The following is a 15,982-nucleotide window of genomic DNA, read 5'->3' on the forward strand; positions in this document are numbered from 1 at the left end:
AGGAGTGCTGTAAAGTTGAGTGGCAAAGAGGGGTTTTTGACACTGGTTTTTATTTATAGTGGCGAGTTCGCTGAACGCGTCATAAGAAACCTCATAAACGATCCAAGCTTTTGCAAGGCTTGTGGCTTGTACTGCGACTCATGCAAGTACAGCGTTTACAGTTATGTACGCAACATCCGCGCAGCGCTAGAGTTGCCGAAGCCTTCCGATCTACCAGCCTTCATTGATAAACCCGAAGAGTACATGCCAAAGACCATTCCAAAAGTGGACTTATGCGTGGCTTCAGGCTTGCATAAGGACTTGCTTCTAGAGCTACCCGCCTATCTTGAAAAAGCTGGTGTCAAAGGCTTAATTGTGCCTATTGAAGACTTTAACGAGGTTCCGTCAGGTTTAAGGAAGCAAATTGAGGAACGTTGTATTGAACTGGGCTTGGAATACGCGTTTCCAAAGCCTTTCTGTTCGCTTGAACCGGCCCGAGATAAGCCGTTAATTTCGCGTTTCGTCACGGAGCTTGGTGTAGGACGCCCAGAACTGGAGATTTCCACGGCAAAAAGAGGGGGACGTGAAATGATTGAAGCGGCTATTGTTAAAAGAAGTGCTCCATGCGGCTCAACGTGGTATGTGGCGCGAAAACTGATAGGTGCCGAAACAAAACAAGAAGTTTTGTATGACGCCATTGCGAAGGCACATCACAGTTATCCATGCACTGCCACCATGAATGTTGATCCAGAATCTAGAGAACCCATTTTGCATTTAGCTGGCTTCATCATAAGGGAGGAGGTAGAAAAGGCCCTAAAAGAAAAATTGGAAATAGCTTAGGTTTTCTGTTGCGTTTTCAGCCTTTCAATCAGGTCTAAGACTTTGATTTTTATAGCATCCCTAATTTTTCTCGCCTCTTCTAACGGCATTTTTGCCGGGTCCGGCATGTTCCATTCTTCAACATGCTTTGCATAGACCACTGGGCATAGGCTGCCGCTGCAGACGATTATGGCTATTTCAGCTTTTTCCTGAAGTTCTCTCGTCATTATTTGGGGTTTTTTATGGCTTATGTCTATTCCCTCTTCAAGCATGAGCTGAACAGCGTTGGGATGAACTTTCTCCGCTAGTTTTATACCAGCGCTTGTGGCCGTCCAGTCTTCAGGCGCATACTTATTAAAGTAGGCTTCAGCGATCTGGCTTCTGAAACTGTTCTCCACGCAGACGAACAGGACGTTCTTCAACTTTAGCCTTTCCAGTCTAGAAGGCGTTTTTCACCCTCGATTTTCTTTAGGTCTGTTATGTCTTGAGTCACCTCCATCGTGCCCAAATATTTGCCATCCTTATCCCTTACAGCGAAGTATCTTATGTGTATTAGACGATCGTCCTTTTGTATCCAGAACTCCGCTACGTCTTTTTCTCCCTTCTTGAAGCCTTCAAGGATTCTGTTGACCACGTGTAGACTTTTCTGCGGATGGCAAAGCTGAACCTTTCTGCCTAGGACGGCTTTTGTTCTCACGAACATGCGTTTCTCAGCCTTATTAAAGAACTTGACAGCGTCGTCCTTATCCACGAAGGTTATGTCCACTGGCAAAGTGTTTAAGATGGCTTCAACTTCTTCCTTCGTCAATGTCCCAGTCTCAAACTGTAAAGCGCCTTCAGCCATGGGCTTAACCTCAACCACTGGTTTTTCAGCCGGCTTTTTTATTAAATGTTCTGGAGTAAAGCAGCAGTAGCCAATCTCGTCGAAGTCCGTCCGCATCTCCGTCCACTCTTTTTCTGTGACGACACGTTGGGCTGTTGGGAGCAAGATGTTGTTTTCCTTGAAAAGGTGGCTGTTTAGGGTGCTGGTAATGGCGTTGGCTAGTTCGCCGAGCTGCCTCTTAAAGTCTTGGAAACCAATGCTAGCAGCGTTTTCCAAGAGGTTTTTGAGCTGCTTTTTCTTTTCCCTAAGCTGGTTGTGTTCTATCCACATTATGGCTGGCGGCTCAGTTATTCCATGCCTCTCCAAAATTGGGAAAAGGGCGTTTTCCTCCCGTAAATAGTGTTTTTCAGCGTCTAAAAGCTCTTCGGCAATATGCCTAAGCTGCGTCAACTCATCCCTTAGGGCTTCAATGTTTTCAGCGCTCTGCACTTTTTCAGCCATCATGCCAAGTTTTTGAGTTAACTGCTGAAGCGCTTTGTGTTCCTCAAGAAGGATGCCAATCGGGCTTGTCGGCGGCGATATTTCAAGCTGTTGTTGCTCTAATTGTTCTCTGAATATCGCCAAGTGCACGTCGCAAAGCCTCTGAATTTCTTCTCTAGACATTCCCTCGCTTATGAGCTCTTGTTCGATTTTGGCGATTTCCAGAGAGCTTACGCCTTCAAGAAACTGCCTAAAACGCTCTTTAACATGTTCCGGAGGCATACCAGCGTGAAGCTGCCTAATAATTTCTTTAAGAGCCTTTTTGCGGTCTTCCTCTATTACTCCACCCATGCTAGGCATCCTCCTTAATTTTGTTGGCTAGAGACTTGCCTATCTCAGCGATTTGTTGCAGGTTCTCTTCTGTTGGTGGACCATTAACCTCTAGTGTGCCTATAACCTCGATTTTGTAGTCTTTAAGCAGTTCCTGAATCTGTTTTATTGCGCCTCCGCCCCAACCATAAGAGCTAAGGACAACAGCAAACTTTGTTGGCGGACGCAATGCCTTGAAAAGATATGTGACATAAACGGCTAGGGGATGTGCCCCGCCCAGAACTGTTGGCGCACCTAAAACAATGGCTTTTGAATCCACAAGGTCTTTGGCTAAATCGCCGATATCGGCGACAACTAGATTATGTAAGGCTAGCTCCACGCCCTCAGAAATTAATACCTCAGCTATCTGTTTCACCATGGCGTCCGTGCTGTTCCACATGCTCACGTAAGCTACAACAGCCTTTGAACGGGTTCTGCCAGCAGCCCACCGTTTATAAGCGCCTAGAATAAGCTCTGGTTTTCTGTGAATTGTACCATGGCTCGGTGCGATAACACGAATGTCGAGATTCGCAATTTTTTCTAGGGCTTTCTGCGCCATAGCTCTGAAAGGCATCATTATTTCGCCCCAGTACCGCTGGGCGTGCACTAAATAGTCCTCAATCTCGTCGCTGTAGATGCCGCTTGCCAAGTGGGCGCCGAAAAAGTCGCATGGAAAAAGTATACCGTCCTCTTCAAGGTATGTGAACATTGTTTCAGGCCAGTGAAGCATTGGCGCCTCAATAAATCGCATGGTTTTGTCGCCTAGGCTTACGGTGTCGTTGTCAGCTACCACCCTGATTCTCTCTTGTGGTACGTGATAATAGATTTGAGCCATTTTTGCGCCTCTGCCAGTGGCTACAAGTTTTGTTTTTGGAGCTATCTTCATTACATGCGGTACAGCGCCAGCGTGGTCTGGTTCAGCATGATTCATGACAACATAGTCTAACTCTTCCGGGTTTATCAAATTGCGGATTTTCTCTTCAAGTTCTTTTTCGAAACCAGGATTAACAGTGTCTATTAGGGCTTTACCTGTTTTGCCTATTACGAGGTAAGCGTTATAGGATGTTCCTTTGGGAAGCGGTATCAAAGCATCAAAAAGTCTGCGGTTCCAATCTCTTACACCGATCCAGTAAACGTTTTCAGCCAGTTTCAAAATGTTTCTTTCATGCATGTACGTCACCTCTATTACAATTGTAATAAACTATATTTATATCTTTCCAGAAATACCACAAGGAGGGGCCATAAAATGATATTGCCATGCGAAGTTGCCGTAAAAAGCCTACTACCACCAGTGAGAGCAACCCTGGCCAAGTACCTAATGACTAAACATGGCTTAAAGCAAACGGAAGCTGCAAAATTATTAGGGGTAAGCCAGCCGGCTATAAGCCTCTACAATAGAAAAATGCGAGGAACTGCCCTAGACTTAGAAAAAAATGAAGACATTGAAAAGTTGATTGAAAAACTAGCGGACGCCCTTGCAAAAAAAGGATTATCCCACAAAGACTTTACATTAAAGTTTTGTGAAATCTGCAGGAAGGCCCGCGCCAAAGGCTTGTTATGTAACATGCATAAAAAGCTGGACCCGGCTTTTGACACTGAAAAGTGTCAGCTATGCATGGCAACAACACTGGAATGTTTTGGCTAAAGAAGTTACTCAGCTAGAAACTTTATGATTTTCTCGTATACGTCCCTGTCTCGGAGGTCCTCCTGCCCCTTGTATATGCTTGGGTTGTCGTTGACCTCCACCACTATGTAGTCACCATTAACCTCTTTGATGTCAACGCCGTAAAGTCCCTTCCCAATTATACTGCAAGCCTTTAAGGCTATCTCCTTCAATTTTTGTGGCGCATTATCCCGTTTTAGGGTGACTGTTCTTCCCCATACAAAACTTGGTTTCCCACGCTTTTTTACGCCATGTTTCCATTTACCCTTTGGCATCATGTACTTGCACACGTATAAGACTTCGCCGTTTAGGACGCCTACGCGCCAGTCGAAACTAGACGGCATAAACTTTTGCACGACTATATAGTCTGACCGCCTAAAGAAGCGTTTTGCAATTTCGCGGAAACTTGTTTCACAGGAGGCTTTCTCAACATACTTTGAGAAGCTCGTGTATGGTGCCTTTAAAACCACCGGCTTACCGAATAGCTCAAAGATCTCTGTGATTTGCTTGTGATGGAACTCTTCTTTGCTGAGGAAAACTGTTGGGATATGTGGTACTCCATATTTCTCGAGAAGGCTGTACTGGTGGATTTTGTTAGCGCAAATTCTAATTGAAACAGGGTCATCAACAACTCTTAGGCCGAGCTCCCAAGCCGTTTTCGAAACAACATAAGCCGTATAAAGCGGATCCGTAGTCGCCCTAATAAAGACAGCGTCATACTTCGGGATTTCAGAAAGCCCATTCCTGAACATAAAGCAGAATTTATGACCCATTCTTTCAGCTGTTTGCTTAAAGCTCTGCAGAGCCTCAGCTTCCCTTAAGTTAGAGAAATTATATTTTTCAACAAAACATGCTATCCGCGTCAATCAAACCATCCTTTCCCGGCAAACCGGGAAACAATCTTAGAAAGCAAATTAACATCGGAAGATTGAAGTTCATCCAATTTTAAGGGTTGAAGCCCACATAGGTAGGCTTTCCCATCAAAGCATTGAAGATACAACTTACAAACCGGAATATTGAAAGTTTCATAGACTTTCTTGGCAACAGCCTTCACATTGATAGCTTCAAAAGCACATTCGCCGAAAAAACATTTAACGGACAACAATTCACCTTGAAGCGGTTGGGCACAGACAGCATACCGATAGTTCATGCTCAAGCTTTTAACCACCCTATACAAGGCTGTCCGATTTTTAGCCATTTGGAAACCGTTAAACGAGAATGGATTCACAGCAAAAACAACGACTGGAAAAGCGAATTCAGCCATAATTTGCTTCACAGAGTCTGTAACTATGAAAGGCATAGTTGGCGTTCCATTTTTTGCTGCTCTAGTTAACAGGATTGGTGGTCTATAGGCGTCAGCAGCATTTTCTGTTGTTGGAACAACCGCGTCGCCTAATACTTCAGCATGGAGCGAAACATAGTAACCAGTCTTCATATATCGATAGTCATTGTTTACGTTGAGAACGAAACCTCTAAAAGAAGATTTGAGGAATGCTGACGGTTTCGTTATAGGCGTGTTCGTTTTTAGGTCTATGTTTGAGACGACCAGCAAACGGAAGGCACCAGACAACAGAAAATCGCTAAAACACTCCATGTATTTAAAATTAACTATGAACTTCGAGGCATACGCATAAAGTTTGAAGCTATAACCTTATATTTTGGCTATTTGCAACCTACTTTAAAGAGGTCTGTCGATACGTATAGAACCCTAGAGGTTCTCGGTCCGGAGCACGAGTTTTCACTTGTTGATGAAAATTTGAGACCATTGCCTATCGTGGACAAGGTTATAAAGAACGTTTATGGACGTGTTGTGAACTTTGTGAAGTTCGGCGATTTCACTTTTGGGAAAGAGTTGCAATTGCATGTTATGGAGGTTAAGCCCAACAAGCCTTTCAGGTCACCGGAAACATTTGAGGAAAGGATGCATGAAGCTATTTTAAGGCTCGGTGACATGCTTGAAAGACATTATGACGCAAGATTGTTGGGAACAGGGATGCATCCTACGCTTAGGCTTTGGGAAACAGCGGTTTGGCCGCATCGTCACAAACAAATATATGAGGCTTTCAGCCGCATCTTCAACCTTAAACAACATGGCTGGCTTAACATCCAAAGCTTCCAGCTTAACCTTCCATATACAAGTGAAGACAAAGCCGTTTTGATGTATAATTTGCTGGCAAACATCTGTGCATATCTCCCAGCCATTTCAGCTTCGTCACCCATTCACGATGGGCGTTTAGGCGAATATGTGGACAATCGCCTACATTTCTACATGGAAAACCAAAAGGAAATACCCTCAATAACGGGGAAAGTTGTCCCAGAATATATTCAGTCATTTGAACAGTATAGACGCGACGTTATTAGACGTTACTCCAACGATTTAGCTCGAGCTGGCGCCCACCCATGCATTCTCAACAAGGACTGGGTCAACTCAAGGGGAGTGATTCTTCGCTTTGAACGGAGAGCCCTAGAAATTCGAATAATGGACGAACAGGAATGCATAAGGTCTGATGTGGCCTTAAGCTGTTTTGTCAGGGCTCTGCTTAGGGGCTTAATAAAAACTGGTGTGCCGCTGTTGCCGACAGAAGTTTTAACTGAAGACTTCAAATCCATCATAAAGTATGGTTTAGAAGCAAAGGTGCTTCATCCCAATGGGCCAACGGCTAGGCATGTATGTAGACACTTCATAAAAATTTCTTGGGAGAACGCTACAGCTGAAGAGAAGCGGTATCTACCATTGATAGAGAAACGAGTAGAACATGGAAGCCTTTCAGAAGTCATAAGGAAAAAAGTGCAGATTAGGATGCAGAAAACAAGTATGGAAGAAGCAATTATAGACGTTTACTCGAAACTTTTAAAATGTTTAGAGGATAATGAGCCCTTCTTCTAGAGGTGTCATGCTTGCAAACCGAAAGTGAAAGGCAGAAAAACTTTTTTAATATTTGCGGTTCATGCAACATAAACTGTTGCTGGGATGCTAGACCACCCATAACAGCACAACGCGAAAAAACCATTCTGGAGTACTTAAAGGCGCATAGCATTCAGATTGCCAGCCCATTCGTGCACGCTGAATACACTTTCCCAAGGGAAACAGCGGAAGGTTACTGCATATTCTACGACAAAAGCACCCGAAAGTGCATTGTGCATCCAGTCAAACCAGAAACATGCGTAGCCGGACCCATAACTTTTGACATAAACGCCAAAACAGGCAAGATTGAATGGTACTTGAAAATGGAGAAGATTTGCCCCCTCGCAGGAGCCATGTACAGAGACAGAACTCTCTTTGAAAAACATTTTGAAACAGCTCGAAGAGAGATACTGCGGCTTGTCAAAGAGCTAAACCCGAAAGCGCTGAGAATAATTCTGAAACGAGAAGAACCGGACACCTTTAAAATAAACGAGGAAGAAATAGAAAGAACAATTTTGAATAAACTGCAAAATGAAGAGTTATAAGAAAAGCAATCAATTTCCTCAACAGCCCCCACGTAAAAAGAGAGGGTAGAAAATTTTCTAAAGCCACGCATAGGCAGTTTCGCCGACAGCAGAAAGGGTTCCACCTTTTCGCCCAGACACCGCGTTAGTGCCCGACATCTCGGGCGATTGGGGGCCGCGGGCTGAGCTGGTCGGCCGAAGCCTTCCAGCGTACACCCCGGCTCCATCAAACCCGTCTTTTACGGGAGCCCTCGTCCCACGGGCTCGGGCTGTTGCCAGCCCAGCCGTATGTGGGAGTGGCTGCCTATTTTCGGGAGGGGCTTCGGGCTTAGATGCTTTCAGCCCTTATCCCCGGCGGCGTGGCTGCCCGGCGTCTGCCCTGTCGGACAACCGGTAAACTAGAGGCCACAGCGTCCCGTTCCTCTCGTACTAGGGACCCTTTCCCCTCAGGCAGCCAGCACCCCCAGCAGATAAAGTCCGACCTGTCTCACGACGGTCTAAACCCAGCTCACGTTCCCCTTTAATAGGCGAGCAGCCTCACCCTTGGCCCCTTATGCAGGGCCAGGATGGGAAGAGCCGACATCGAGGTACCAAGCCGCGGGGTCGATGGGGACTCTCGCCCGCGACGAGCCTGTTATCCCCGGGGTAACTTTTCTGACACATCCGGCCCCCACCAAGGGGGACACGGATGATCGCTAGGCCCGGCTTTCGCCCCTGGATCCCTCACTGTGGAGGATCCAGTCAGGCCGGCTTTTGCCCTTGCACTCTACGACGGGTTTCTGTCCCGTCTGAGCCGACCTTTGGGCGCCCTTGATATCTTTTCAAGGGCGTGCCGCCCCAGCCAAACTGCCCACCTGCCGTTGTTCCAGCGCCCGAAGGCGCCGGTGAGAAACACGGCCGCGAAAGGACGGTGTTCCATTGGCGCCTCCCCCGGCTCCCGGAGAAGCCGGGATCGACGGCTCCCGTCTACGCTCTGCATCCGCAGCCATGTTCCAGCGGCAGGCTGCAGTAAAGCTCCACGGGGTCTTCTTTTCCCGCTGGGGGTTCGTGGACTGTTCGTCCACGTTACGTGGGTTCACCGGGTGCCAGGCGGGGACAGCGGGGCCCTCGTTGATCCATTCATGCACGTCGGAACTTACCCGACAAGGCATTTGGCTACCTTGAGCAACCCCAAACTGGGGTTGGACCATATCTTCGCCCTCAAGGTCATCTTCAACATCCCTCTACGGCGCTCGGCGTATGGTCTCTGAGGCGTCCACCCGCCTCTCCAACTCAAAGAGAATATCGCTGAGCTTGTATTTTCTATCGCTGGAGGCTTCATAGGCTTTTTCCAGAAGTCTCTTGAACCCTTCGAGGCTTCTATGTTCCCCTTTCTCTAACCCTTCAACTATTTCGGCGAAGTATTGGAATTCCCGCCATTTAATTATTGGCCTATGCTTTTTGAAGAATGGAAATATATTCTCAGCGAGGTTTCTCCGCGCGTCCACGACATATTGCAATGTTGATTCTTCCTGTCCAGGCTTTGGGATTATGCGGCCACAGTTGAAAACTCGCTTAAGGATTTCAAGAATCACTGCATGGTCTTTACTTTGCGTGACGTGAAACACTGGATCAATGACCCATCCGAATTTTGTGTTGTCCTGTTTTTTTATTGATATTGAGAAACAACCTTCGCCATCCACGAGTCCAACTATGTAGTAGTGGAGGTACTTTCTCCTTCTTGGCAGCATCTTTAGGTCTATTAGGTCTTTGAACTCGTCGAGCATATTGTTCACCATGGTTAGTTTGCTGGCTGTTGTTTTTAAGCGTTTAAAGGCGGGTGTTCCCTGCGGGTCAGAGGCACATGAACGGCCGTTTTTCCCTGCTCGGGAGGCCGTCCGCTTCCCCTTCCCCGCATATAGCCGAGTTTAACGACTCCCTTTTGTTGAGAGTCAGAGTTACTCCCGGCGTTTGCAGGCCCTTAGCCCGGTTGAACCCGGGTTTCAGGTACCTGTACTGGCCAGGATTCAGGAGCCGTTCACACCCTTTCGGGCTTGCGGCTCCCTATGTTTTTATTAAACAGTCGGGACCCCCTTGCCACTGCGACCTGCTGTCCCAGCTGGAGGCCAAGACAGCAGGCACCCCTTCTACCGAAAGTACGGGGCTATTTTGCCGAGTTCCCTCGCCCTGGCTTATCCCCGACACGCCTTAGGTTTCTCGCCTAGGGGCACCTGTGTCGGTTCTAGGTACGGGCACGGAGGATCCTTCCCAACGCCCTTTTCACTGGCTCCAGGGATCAGCTGAACCGCCCTAAACGGGCGGCTATTCCCGCTTTCACCTGGTTCTCGCCATTACGGCACTCCCCAGGCTTATACGGTTAAGCAAGGCGACAGCCTTGCTCAGCCTACCCCGAAGCGTCAGGCGTTGGGCCTGCGTCGCCGCGATCGTACCTCCGTGGCGCCGGAATTTTAACCGGCTTCCCTTTCGGCGTGGTCGGTTAAGCCACGCCTTAGGACCGGCTTACCCCCGGCTGACGACCGTTGCCGGGGAACCCTGGCCCCTTCGGCGGAGGGGATTCTCACCCCTCTTTGCTGTTACTACCACCGGGATCTGCACTCCCGGCCGGTCCACTGGACCTCACGGCCCAGCTTCTACCCAGCCGGGACGCCCTCCTACCGACGCAGCCATGCGGCTGCGCCCCGAGGTATCGGCGGCTGGCTTAGTCCCGTCCATTTTCGGGGCCGTCAGCCTCGGCGGGTGAGCTGTTACGCACTCTTTAAAGGATGGCTGCTTCTAAGCCTACCTCCCCGCTGTCTAAGGCTGACGACGCCCTTCGGTTTGACGTTTAGCCAGCACTTTGGGGCCTTAACCTCGGTCTGGGTTGTCCCCCTCTCGGTCCGGGAGCTTACCCCCCGTAACCCGTCTCCCGGGGTCTACGGCGCCGATGGATTCGGAGTTTGAAAGGAAGGTGGAGCCTTTCGGCCCCTTGGCCTTCCAATCAGTGCTCTACCCCACCGGCCGCCTCGCCCGGGGCTGGGCTGCGACCCACTTCGGAGGGAACTAGCTATCACCGGGCTAGATTGGTCTTTAGCCCCTAGCCCCAGGTCTGGGGAACGAATTGCACGTCAGCACCCTTTCGGGCCTCCACCAGGCTTTCGCCTGGCTTCGCCCTGCCCAGGGCTAGATCGCCCGGTTTCTAGCTTCACGGCCGTGACTCCGAGCCCTTTCAGACTCCGCGCCTCGCTAGGCCTTGCCTAGCTGCGCGCATGTCGGTTTCCCTACGCCTACGGGCTTGAGGCCCTTAAGCTCGCCACAGCCGTGAACTCCCCGGCCCGTGTTTCTAGACGGAACGTGCAACCCTGGTCCCCCTCCCTCGTACTCCCGCCTCGCGACGGTTTCCTTTGGGAGGGATCTACCCTTCCGGGCTGCACACGTCTATAACCGTCTGGTTTCAGGCTCTTTTCACCCCCCTCCCGGGGTGCTTTTCAGCTTTCCGTCACCGTACTAGTGCGCTATCGGTCTTGAGACGTATTTAGTCTTGGAAGTTGGTGACTCCCAACTTCCCGCACCCAAACCAGGGTACGGTACTCTGGGACTCCGGCACAACTCCTTCCGGCTTACGCCTACGGGGCTTTCACCCTCTATGGCAGGCCGTTCCAGGCCACTTCGGCTTAACCGGTGAGGAGGAGCCGGGCCCATAACCCTACATCCCCCATGAGTTGTCCCCATGAGGTTCAGTTTGGACTCTTCCCCTTTCGCTCGCTGCTACTCAGGGAATCCCGTTTGGTTTCTTTTCCTCCCCCTACTAAGATGCTTCCGTTCGGGGGGTTCCCGCTCCCTGCCGGGAGCACCGCAGACCCCCGAAGGAGTCTGCGGTAGGAGGTCCCATTCGGGAATCCCCGGTTCTAAAGCTGCATACGCTTACCCGGGGCTCTATCGCGGCTGGCCGCGCCCTTCGTCGGCGCTCAAGCCGAGCCATCCCCCAGACGGCGTGGCATGTCGGGCTTTTAGCGGTGTCTGTTTGGCGTTTGCGGTGAACCCTTTTTGTTGACGGCGGAACAGCCTATGCATGGCCTCATTGTGAGCTTGAAGCTCACTAGCCCTTTGCTCCACCATCAAAGCGGTGGGGAGCTGCATCTATTTTAATGGCTTAACGTAATGTAGCCAAGATAATTCTGAAGCGGTTTTCAGCCATATAAGGGTTACGTCGGCACCCTTCATTATTACACAGCCATTTTATTTGCGATTTCTGAACGGCGTCACATTTCACAGATGACGTAAGTTTTAAGATTGTTGCCCATCGCCTTTTATGTCTCCCAAGCGATTTCGACTGTGCAAAGTGGATTTATCTTATTATTCATGCTTAAAATGGACAGCTTGCCAGTTGATAGGCTTAGCAGATTTACTGCAGATTCATAAACAATAATTTGTTGAATACATCACTTTCATTTTTTTAGGATCATTATGATAACCTCTAACTAAGCTCACATGGGAACTATAACGGTGGAGAGCACTCTCGGCGAGGGACGACATTCACAGTGACGCTTCCATTGGAACCGAAACCTCAACCAAGTTGACAAAATTTACTTGAGCACGCTTGAACATATTCGGGGGACTTAAATTCTTAGAAAATTTTAGGATTACGCTCTTGTAGTCATTGCTACAGAATTTGACATCGATATTTGTGATTGTTAGAGAACCGAATTATTTGTTCTAAAGTCTAGATTTTTAAGCAGCTTTCACACTTAAACCATTAGGGAAACCTATGCCTCAGAAGACTCTTATTTTGTTTTCAGTTGCGGTTTTGGCATTATTTATGCTGAGTGTTTTTGGACTCTTCAGTTCCCTCTTAGGTGACGCCCAACTTGACAATAGAGACGAGTTAAAAAGGATTGTTATTGATTTTCTGAAAAACACGGATGTGTATCGCAATGGTGCGTGGAACGGCTCCGTTGAGATTAGAGATATTTACAATCATAAATCCGGGGGCAAAGTTCTCGTTGCAGAATTTATTACAATAAGCGCTGGGCATCCTGAATTCATGTGCGAGGCAATTGAAGGGCATACTGCAATAATAACATTGAACAATGAAGGACAGGTTGTTTCTGCATTTTGTGTACATGGCTCGAAACTTTGGGACATAATTAATCAGAAGTGGGTTTACGTTATTAAAATATCTGAGCAGCAAGCCATAGTCATAGGCAAAAACTTCTTAAACAGCATAGGATGCATTGTTGGACCAGTTCTTTCAGCAAATCTTGAAGAAAAAGTTCCAAACTTTTACTGGCATGACTTAGCCGAGTTGGGAAAACCGAATATAACAGAGCCTAGGCTCTGTTGGGTTATAAAGTTTGAGCAAGCATATAGACCCGGCCACTTCTTTGAGGTTTGGTTAGACGCCTACACTGGAGAAATTCTAGGCGGCCAACAGTGCCGCTGACCAAAAATTTACGTACCGAAAATTCAAGCGAAACATCTTGCAAAAGCCAAATTTAAAGCCAAATGCGCATGTAACATTTTTATTTGTGTTTTTGATACGCCATTATAGCATAATGGTGAACAGGTGCCTCGGTAGCTCAGCCTGGTAGAGCAACGGCCTTGTAAGCCGTAGGTCGCGGGATCGAAGCCCGCCCGAGGCTCCAACACCTCTAGTTCTGGAGCCCTTTCCATACCCGCGATTTTAAAGTCCACAGGATCAAACGCTAGTGAAATGAAGGACATACACGCAAGTGCCAGAAAGCTTGAGGCTGCTAGGCGGAGACTTTCCAGCCTTAAATATGGAGATCTTCTGCTAAAGTTTCTAGACCATCTTCAGGCCCTAGGACTTTCAACATCGAGGGTGCTGAAGTATGCCACATGCCTATGCACCATATTCAAAAACGTTCCATTCAACCCTGCAGAGGCAGAAAAGTCTGAAGTGGAGAAGGTTGTGGCTTGGATAAACTCTAGGCCCTACAGGTCTTGGACCAAACATGGGTTGAAGCTTACAGTTAAGAAGCTTCTTCAATATGCAAAGTGTGGCAGCTGCCATAAGAAGGCACCCGTACCGCCTGAAGCCGCATGGATTGATGTGAAAGCCGACGAAAGGGATTGCAGGGTGACCCCTGAATCACTTTTAACAGTTGAGGATGTTAAGGCAATCATTCGGAACGCTGAAAACGAGAGAGACAAAGCCCTAGCGTCCGTGCTTTATGAAGCCGCCCTAAGGCCTGGGGAGCTGCTGACGATGAAGGTTGGAAGCGTGGAGTTCAGGGACAATTACTGTATTATTTCGGTTAACGGCAAAACAGGCCTAAAAAGAATCCCACTTGTGGCTTCATATAAGTATTTGTTAGACTGGCTGGAAAAACACCCCAGAAAGGCTGATCCAGAAGCCCCCTTATGGGCATCCCTAAGCAACAACGCCAAAGGATCCAGCATTAGCTACGCCTACCTCAGGAAACTATTGAAAAAGCTGGCCCAAAAAGCTGGTATAAAAAGGGATGTTTGGCCCTACCTTTTCAGGCACTCCAGCCTAACAAACATGGCCAAAAACCTCACAGAATCAAAACTTGCATTGTTCGCCGGCTGGACCCAAGGATCAAAAATGACCAAGAGATACGTGCACTTCTCGGCAAGAGACCTTGAAGAAACAGTTTTAGAAATTCACGGGCTAAAGCCCTCAAGCAAATCAGATGGATTCCTTAAGGTAACGGAATGCCCAAGATGCGGAAGAAGAAGCGCACCTGACGCTGTCAGGTGCGGCTTCTGCGGCTATGTAATCGACAGAAAGTTAGCCATGGAGGTTGAGGAAAAAAGGGTGGAGAGGCTGGAGGAGGTTGCTAGGCGCTTGGAGATGCTTGAGCAAACCGTTTACTCCTTATTGAGTGGTAAGTGTGGAGATCTTGGACAACAATAGCCTTGATGGCATTGACTTCACGCAGCAACCTCTCGAGATCAGTCCTTCTAACGAGGATATATTCCCCATCCGCCACATCTGACACCCAAAACTACAGGCAACCAAGACTTAAAAATCGCAAGCATGGAACCGCTACCAATAAGTGACGGCCCAATTTTGATGCATTAAAAATTCAGACAGCCACCCTTCATGAGGACCGTCGGAATCCGAGATCCAACTTGGGTCACTCCAACAGCACAAAGTAGTTAACAAGCAATTGTTGCCAACAATTTGATGTACGATCCCCTGACAACCTGTGCCCACCCTAGCCAAAAAGCGTGTTCCCCAGGCCTTTAAAGGCAAAAACGTGTTGTCTTCTGAGTCGCAGATGCGACTTGAACATTAGGGGTTGGAGGTGGTGGATATGTTGCCTCAGAATGTTGAGGTTAAGGGTAAAAGAGGAAGGGTGCTGACTCAGGGGTTCTTGACGGACGTTGACGTCCCATCCGAGGAGAGGCTTACGGTGCAAGTGGACGTTTCTGGGATGAGTGACGTCGAACATATGAATTGGGTTAGGTCCATACAGGATCTCCTAAGGTTTATCGACGTTGAATACCATGTTGCTGTAACCGGCAAATCAAGCGAAAAAACGAACCTGAGAAGGAGGAGTGTAAGAGTCCGATACGTGAAGGATTCCTCGGGTAAACAGATCAAAATTGCAGCGTTCCATCCATACCCAAGCATGCTTGTTAACCGGCTGAAGAGCATAAGGCACAAGGTGTACGACGTCTTGAACGAGTTCTGCTTGGTTCTCCAAGAGGAACGGGTTGGAAGGATGAAGCGGAAGCTGTACTTTCTCCCAGCAGGCTTGGCGCCTGAGCTGATGTTGAGGATCGAGGAGCTGAACTATCAATTAGAGGATTTGAAGGGGAAAATTTCGGAGTTCGAGGAGAGCGAAAACTTTAAGGCGATTATGAAACGTGTGGCGGAAACAGGCGTTGAATTGAACTTCAGAGCGAACCTTCCTCCAATAAGAGTTTCGCCGGTTCCGCTGAGCCTTTCAAAACAGTTCTTCATGCAATACGTTGAGGAGGAGAAGAAGAAGGCGTTCCTCGAAATCGACGAGGCAAAACGCAGGGGCCTCATTGCGCTAGAGAGGGAAATGCAGCGTAAACGTGAGGAGATGTTGGAGGCGTTGAAGAGGAACCTTCAAGACAGGTTTGCAACGATTATTGCTCTTGCCGAAGAAGCCGTAAAGGCAGCCGCAAAAGGCGTGAACGTGAACAGCAGAGCTGCGGCAAAGAGGCTTGAACGGTTGTCGCGTTTGATAGAGAATACTGGTGTGGAGTTTGATGAGAAGCCATTCAAGGCATTAAGCAACGTCCTCTCAGCCATCAATTCAAAGGATGCTGAAGCAATCAAAGCTGCTGTTGGAGAGTTGGCGGAAAGCCTAGGGGTAGTGCCTTCCGGCGACCCTGTGAGGGATATTGAGATGGCCTCGAGAACGGTCAGAGGGAAATCAGTGTTGCTCTTCACCATAGACTAAGGGGAACAGCCATGGAGG

Annotated in this window: 12 protein-coding genes, 1 tRNA gene and 1 rRNA gene; 8 read left to right on the forward strand and 6 right to left on the reverse strand. The window is 48.3% G+C overall.

The annotated features are described in order from the left end of the window. Nucleotides 1-15 precede the first annotated feature (15 nt). Nucleotides 16-819, forward strand: a complete 804-nt coding sequence (locus tag KEJ24_02370; GenBank protein MBS7646671.1) for a thymidylate synthase — start codon at nt 16-18, stop codon at nt 817-819. Here KEJ24_02370 and KEJ24_02375 read toward each other — a convergent pair. From KEJ24_02375 to KEJ24_02385, 3 genes are read right to left on the reverse strand one after another with little or no spacing between them, the layout of a single operon-like run. Beyond that, a complete protein-coding gene (locus KEJ24_02375; protein MBS7646672.1) occupies nt 816-1,235 on the reverse strand; it encodes an arsenate reductase ArsC in 420 nt (139 codons plus the stop codon). The two genes, KEJ24_02370 and KEJ24_02375, sit on opposite strands and share 4 nt — an antisense overlap. Next, on the reverse strand, nt 1,223-2,461 hold the full coding sequence (locus KEJ24_02380) for a DUF438 domain-containing protein (GenBank protein MBS7646673.1): 1,239 nt from the start codon (nt 2,459-2,461) through the stop codon (nt 1,223-1,225). The genes KEJ24_02375 and KEJ24_02380 overlap by 13 nt, the downstream gene beginning before the upstream one ends. Continuing rightward, nucleotides 2,454-3,641: an FprA family A-type flavoprotein gene (locus KEJ24_02385; protein ID MBS7646674.1), complete on the reverse strand. Its 1,188-nt coding sequence runs from the start codon at nt 3,639-3,641 to the stop codon at nt 2,454-2,456. The genes KEJ24_02380 and KEJ24_02385 overlap by 8 nt, the downstream gene beginning before the upstream one ends. A 75-nt stretch (nt 3,642-3,716) precedes the next feature. Between KEJ24_02385 and KEJ24_02390 the strand changes: the two genes are divergently transcribed. Further along, nucleotides 3,717-4,115, forward strand: coding sequence for a hypothetical protein (locus KEJ24_02390; protein MBS7646675.1), 399 nt, complete (start codon nt 3,717-3,719; stop codon nt 4,113-4,115). 5 nt (nt 4,116-4,120) lie between these two features. Here KEJ24_02390 and KEJ24_02395 read toward each other — a convergent pair whose 3' ends face one another. Then, nucleotides 4,121-4,906, reverse strand: a complete 786-nt coding sequence (locus tag KEJ24_02395; GenBank protein ID MBS7646676.1) for a RimK family alpha-L-glutamate ligase — start codon at nt 4,904-4,906, stop codon at nt 4,121-4,123. 89 nt (nt 4,907-4,995) lie between these two features. Next, complete coding sequence (locus KEJ24_02400) at nt 4,996-5,703, reverse strand: RimK-like ATPgrasp N-terminal domain-containing protein (protein MBS7646677.1); 708 nt, start codon at nt 5,701-5,703, stop codon at nt 4,996-4,998. A 96-nt stretch (nt 5,704-5,799) separates the two neighbouring features. On the opposite strand from KEJ24_02400, the gene KEJ24_02405 reads away from it, so the two are divergent. Together KEJ24_02405 and KEJ24_02410 are read left to right on the forward strand one after the other, a co-directional pair. Continuing rightward, nucleotides 5,800-7,020 (forward strand): hypothetical protein, encoded by a 1,221-nt coding sequence (locus KEJ24_02405; GenBank protein MBS7646678.1) that lies wholly within the window; start codon nt 5,800-5,802, stop codon nt 7,018-7,020. Between the two features lie 11 nt (nt 7,021-7,031). Beyond that, on the forward strand, nt 7,032-7,583 hold the full coding sequence (locus tag KEJ24_02410) for a YkgJ family cysteine cluster protein (GenBank protein MBS7646679.1): 552 nt from the start codon (nt 7,032-7,034) through the stop codon (nt 7,581-7,583). A gap of 127 nt (nt 7,584-7,710) precedes the next feature. Here KEJ24_02410 and KEJ24_02415 read toward each other — a convergent pair. Then, nucleotides 7,711-11,548, reverse strand: a 23S ribosomal RNA gene (locus KEJ24_02415). 809 nt (nt 11,549-12,357) lie between these two features. Between KEJ24_02415 and KEJ24_02420 the strand changes: the two genes are divergently transcribed. The 4 genes from KEJ24_02420 (at nt 12,358) to KEJ24_02435 (ending at nt 15,964) form a co-directional block, all read left to right on the forward strand. Next, a complete protein-coding gene (locus tag KEJ24_02420; GenBank protein ID MBS7646680.1) occupies nt 12,358-12,981 on the forward strand; it encodes a PepSY domain-containing protein in 624 nt (207 codons plus the stop codon). Nucleotides 12,982-13,106: 125 nt separating this feature from the next. After that, nucleotides 13,107-13,183 (forward strand) — tRNA-Thr (locus KEJ24_02425). 68 nt (nt 13,184-13,251) lie between these two features. After that, nucleotides 13,252-14,439 carry a site-specific integrase gene (locus KEJ24_02430; protein MBS7646681.1) on the forward strand — a complete coding sequence of 396 codons (1,188 nt, stop codon included), beginning with the start codon at nt 13,252-13,254 and terminating at the stop codon, nt 14,437-14,439. A 403-nt stretch (nt 14,440-14,842) separates the two neighbouring features. Then, nucleotides 14,843-15,964, forward strand: coding sequence for a hypothetical protein (locus KEJ24_02435; GenBank protein MBS7646682.1), 1,122 nt, complete (start codon nt 14,843-14,845; stop codon nt 15,962-15,964). Nucleotides 15,965-15,982: the final 18 nt, after the last annotated feature.

The organism is Candidatus Bathyarchaeota archaeon (genome assembly GCA_018396705.1).
GTDB lineage: Archaea > Thermoproteota > Bathyarchaeia > Bathyarchaeales > Bathycorpusculaceae > DRVP01.

Excerpts from the sequence above, each read along its gene's own strand:
- KEJ24_02435 (MBS7646682.1), top strand. The coding sequence starts at position 14,843 with ATGTTGCCTCAGAATGTTGAGGTTAAGGGTAAAAGAGGAAGGGTGCTG.
- KEJ24_02395 (MBS7646676.1), bottom strand. The coding sequence starts at position 4,906 with ATGGGTCATAAATTCTGCTTTATGTTCAGGAATGGGCTTTCTGAAATC.
- KEJ24_02380 (MBS7646673.1), bottom strand. The coding sequence starts at position 2,461 with ATGCCTAGCATGGGTGGAGTAATAGAGGAAGACCGCAAAAAGGCTCTT.
- KEJ24_02385 (MBS7646674.1), bottom strand. The coding sequence starts at position 3,641 with ATGCATGAAAGAAACATTTTGAAACTGGCTGAAAACGTTTACTGGATC.
- KEJ24_02390 (MBS7646675.1), top strand. The coding sequence starts at position 3,717 with ATGATATTGCCATGCGAAGTTGCCGTAAAAAGCCTACTACCACCAGTG.
- KEJ24_02430 (MBS7646681.1), top strand. The coding sequence starts at position 13,252 with ATGAAGGACATACACGCAAGTGCCAGAAAGCTTGAGGCTGCTAGGCGG.
- KEJ24_02420 (MBS7646680.1), top strand. The coding sequence starts at position 12,358 with ATGCTGAGTGTTTTTGGACTCTTCAGTTCCCTCTTAGGTGACGCCCAA.